The sequence below is a fragment of the Limnohabitans sp. genome (assembly GCF_044361645.1).
Lineage (GTDB): Bacteria > Pseudomonadota > Gammaproteobacteria > Burkholderiales > Burkholderiaceae_C > Limnohabitans_A.
Map to the genome: position 1 here is coordinate 1 of NZ_JBIKIL010000191.1, position 4194 is coordinate 4194.

At 60.0% G+C, this 4194-nt stretch carries 4 protein-coding genes; all 4 read left to right on the forward strand.

What is annotated here, in order from left to right; genetic code table 11:
• Positions 1-709: ATP phosphoribosyltransferase regulatory subunit (locus ACIQ39_RS18730; RefSeq protein WP_396436096.1), on the forward strand; the 709-nt coding region annotated here is incomplete at its 5' end.
• Between the two features lie 17 nt (positions 710-726).
• Positions 727-2094 (forward strand): adenylosuccinate synthase, encoded by a 1368-nt coding sequence (locus tag ACIQ39_RS18735; RefSeq protein ID WP_396436097.1) that lies wholly within the window; start codon positions 727-729, stop codon positions 2092-2094.
• Between the two features lie 17 nt (positions 2095-2111).
• Positions 2112-2636, forward strand: a complete 525-nt coding sequence (locus tag ACIQ39_RS18740; protein WP_396436098.1) for a phosphoribosyltransferase — start codon at positions 2112-2114, stop codon at positions 2634-2636.
• Between the two features lie 78 nt (positions 2637-2714).
• Positions 2715-3959: a PLP-dependent transferase gene (locus ACIQ39_RS18745; protein WP_396436099.1), complete on the forward strand. Its 1245-nt coding sequence runs from the start codon at positions 2715-2717 to the stop codon at positions 3957-3959.
• Positions 3960-4194: the final 235 nt, after the last annotated feature.

Consider the following 4194-nt stretch of genomic DNA (forward strand, 5'->3'; position numbering starts at 1 on the left):
GAACGTGGGCGACTTGCAGGTGGACTTGGCCGATGCCCGCATCGTCAACAGCTTGCTGCAGGCTGAAACGCTGTCGCTTGGTTTGCGCCACGACATCCATGCCGCGTTGGCCATCAAGGACGCCAGCTCCATTGCCCGCTTGACGGCAGGTTTTGCGCCTGCGCAGCGCGAGGGCCTGATGGCCTTGGTGAATTTGTACGGCGACGCCAGCGTGCTCAGCCAAGCCGAACAGGTTTTGCCTGCCACACCGGCCATCACCGAGGCCTTGCAGCAACTGCGTTGGTTGGCCGAGCAGCTACCGGATGTGGCCATCGGTTTTGATTTGGGTGACTCGCGGGGCTACGCTTATTACAGCGGCATGCGCTTTGCCATCTATGCCCAAGGTGCTGCCGACGCGCTGGCCCGGGGAGGGCGTTACGACGGCGTGGGCGCGGTGTTTGGTCACCGCATCGAGCGCGACAGACCGGCTGTGGGGTTCAGCCTCGACTTGAAAGAGGTGGTGTTGGCTGTCAAGCCCTTGGCCTTGCGCACGGCCATCCGTGCGCCCTGGGGCCATGATGCCAGCCTGCGCGAGGCCATCGCCGGTTTACGCCAGCGCGGTGAAACCGTGGTCTGTGTATTGCCTGGGCACGAAAACGAAATCGACGAATTCCATTGCGACCGCGAGCTGCTGCAAGCCGCAGGGCACTGGGTGGTGCAGGCTCTTTGAGAAAGAACATTTCAAGCATGAACAATTTGCAAGGCCGCAACGTGGTCGTTGTCGGTACCCAATGGGGTGACGAGGGCAAAGGCAAACTGGTGGACTGGTTGACCGAAAGCGCCCAAGGTGTGGTGCGCTTTCAGGGCGGCCACAACGCGGGCCACACTTTGGTGATCAACGGTGTGAAAACCGCTTTGCACCTGATTCCCAGCGGGGTCATGCGCGCGGGCGTCAAGTGCTACATCGGCAACGGTGTGGTGTTGTCGGTGCCCAAGTTGCTGGAGGAAATTGCAGGCCTTGAAAAAGCCGGTGTCGAGGTGCGTTCGCGTTTGCGCGTGAGCGAAGCTTGCCCCCTCATCTTGCCCTACCACGTGGCGCTCGATGTGGGCCGTGAGGCCGCCAAGGAAAAAGCCGGGACCGCCAAAATCGGCACCACCGGCCGGGGCATTGGCCCGGCCTACGAAGACAAGGTGGCGCGCCGTGCCCTGCGCGTACAAGACCTGAAATACCCCGAGCGCTTTGCCACCAAGTTGCGCGAGAACCTGGCCCTGCACAACGAAATTTTGGTCAACATCTTGGGCGCGGCACCGGTGGACTTTGACACCACCTACAACGAAGCCATGGGCTACGCCAAGGAATTGCTGCCCATGGTGGCCGATGTCTCGCGCGAACTGAACGACGCCCATGCTGCCGGTGCCAACTTGCTGTTTGAGGGGGCTCAGGGCACCTTGCTTGACGTGGACCACGGCACCTACCCCTTTGTGACCTCGAGCAACTGTGTGGCGGGCAATGCGGCTGCAGGTTCGGGCGTTGGCCCGGGCATGCTGCACTACATCTTGGGCATCACCAAAGCCTATTGCACCCGGGTGGGCGGCGGGCCGTTCCCCACCGAATTGGACTGGGAAACGCCTGGCACACCCGGTTACCACATGTCCACTGTGGGCGCTGAAAAAGGCGTGACCACAGGCCGTTCGCGCCGCTGCGGCTGGTTTGACGCGGCCTTGCTCAAACGCAGCGCGCAGGTCAATGGCCTGTCGGGCCTGTGCATCACCAAACTCGATGTGTTAGATGGCCTGAAGGAGTTGCTCCTTTGCACAGGCTATGAGCTGGACGGTGAAACCATCGACATCTTGCCCATGGGCGCGGACGAGATCGCCCGCTGCAAACCGATTTACGAGGTCATTCCCGGCTGGACCCAAACCACCGTGGGCGTGACCGAGATGGACAAGCTTCCGGCCACTGCGCGTCGTTACTTGGCGCGCATCGCCGAGGTCACGGGTGTGCCGGTGCATGTGGTGTCCACCAGCCCGGACCGCGACCACACCATCTTGTTACACAACCCCTTCGCTGCCAGAGCCTTTGGTTTGGCACAAGGCATGCATCTCAACCCCTGATTTTTTGGAGTGACCCCATGTTGACCGAAGACGGCAAGCACCTGTATGTGAGCTACGACGAGTACCACAACCTGATTGAAAAACTCGCCATCAAGATCCACCAATCTGGCTGGGAATTTGACAACATCTTGTGCCTGGCTCGAGGCGGCATGCGCCCTGGAGACATCCTGTCGCGCGTCTTTGACAAGCCCTTGGCCATCATGTCCACCAGCTCTTACCGCGCCGAAGCCGGAACGGTGCAGGGCCACCTGGACATTGCCCGCTACATCACCACACCCAAGGGTGAGATTGCGGGCAGAGTTTTGTTGGTGGACGACTTGGCCGACACGGGCCACACCTTGCGTGCGGTGGTCGATCAGCTCAAAAACAACTACCAACCCATCACCGAGTTGCGCACCGCCGTGATCTGGACCAAAGGGGTGTCGTCTTTCAAGTGCGATTACTCGGTGGAGGACCTGCCCACCAACCCTTGGATTCACCAGCCCTTTGAGCCCTACGACAACATGCGGCCTGAAAAGCTGATGGAGAAGTGGCGGGTTTGAGGCGCGCCGGGCGCAAGCCCCATTTTCAACCGTGCACAACAGCCTCCTTGGGAGGCTGTTTGCTTTAGCATTGCAAACATGCAAAATTTCAACAATTCCCCCAAAGTCACAGGTTTGATTCACCACCCCTACACACCACCGAGCGGTTTCGATGCGCCGCAGCCAGGTGTGTTCAAGGCCTCCACGGTCTACTTTCCAAGCGTGGCCGATATGCGCAAGCGCGATTGGAAAGACAAATCGGCTTACACCTATGGCCTGCACGGCACCCCCACCACTTACTTGCTGGAAGAGCGGCTGTGCGCTCTGGAGGGCGGCTTGCAGTGCCTGCTTGTGCCCAGTGGCCTGGCGGCCTTGGCATTGGTGGCTTTGTCCTTGCTGAAAAGTGGCGATGAGGTGTTGATTCCCGACAACGCCTATGGCCCCAACAAGGCCTTGGCCGCCGGGGAGTTGCGCCATTTTGGCATCGCGCACCGTTTTTACGACCCCATGAGCCCCGACGATTTGAGTGCACAAATCACGCCCCGCACCCGATTGGTCTGGTTGGAGGCACCGGGTTCGGTGAGCATGGAGTTCCCTGATTTGGCCAGCATGGTGCGGCTTTGCAAAGACAAAGCGGTGTTGTGCGCATTGGACAACACCTGGGGAGCGGGCTTGGCTTTTCAGCCATTTGATGTGCTGGGTGATGGCGAAGGCGGCCAAGGCAGTGTGGCAGTCGACATCAGCGTGCACGCCCTGACCAAATACCCCAGTGGTGGGGGCGATGTGCTCATGGGCAGTGTCATGACCCGTGATGCGGCTTTGAACATGCAAATCAAGCTTTGCCACATGCGTTTGGGCTTGGGTGTGGCGGCCAACGATGCCGAGACCGTTTTGCGCTCGCTGCCCAGCATTGGTTTGCGTTACGCGGCGCATGACCAAACGGCCCGCGTTTTGGCCAACTGGTGGCAGGCGCAGCCGCAATGCGTGCAACTGCTTCACCCTGCATTTGCCGGTGCCCCCGGCCATGCGCACTGGCAGGCGGTGTGCGAGCGTGCGCCGGGCACAGGTTTGGCGGCGGGCTTGTTCAGCGTGATGCTGGACGCCCGTTTCAAGCAAAGCCAGATCGATGCGTTTTGCGATGGCCTGAAGCTTTTCAAGATCGGTTACAGCTGGGGCGGTCCGGTCAGTTTGGTGGTGCCTTACGACCTGGCATCCCTGCGCCAAAATTGGCCTGCGCATTTGAAGCCAGGCACTTTGGTGCGTTTTTCAACCGGATTGGAGTCTGCCCACGACCTGATCCTTGACCTGCATCAAGCCCTGCAGGCGCATCTGCCCGTGGCCTGAGCGGCCAGTTGACACAAAACCCCCAACTGCTGGGCAAAAAGGCTTGGCTTGGGGCTTTCCTGTCTGTTCAAACCTTGGCCGTGGGCGTAATCTGGTGCATCTTTGTGAAGCCTGTCTCGCCATGAACCTTGAACCTCAAACGCTTGACCCCGATTCAGCCTATTTCCGGCAGTTGACGTTGCATAAACCGGCCGCAAGCTAGACTGGTAGCCAGTTTCAACGGATTTACAGAGGT

What these genes read in the sequence shown, in the direction of transcription:
- ACIQ39_RS18735 (WP_396436097.1), top strand. Translation starts at nt 727, where the DNA reads ATGAACAATTTGCAAGGCCGCAACGTGGTCGTTGTCGGTACCCAATGG.
- ACIQ39_RS18740 (WP_396436098.1), top strand. Translation starts at nt 2,112, where the DNA reads ATGTTGACCGAAGACGGCAAGCACCTGTATGTGAGCTACGACGAGTAC.
- ACIQ39_RS18745 (WP_396436099.1), top strand. Translation starts at nt 2,715, where the DNA reads ATGCAAAATTTCAACAATTCCCCCAAAGTCACAGGTTTGATTCACCAC.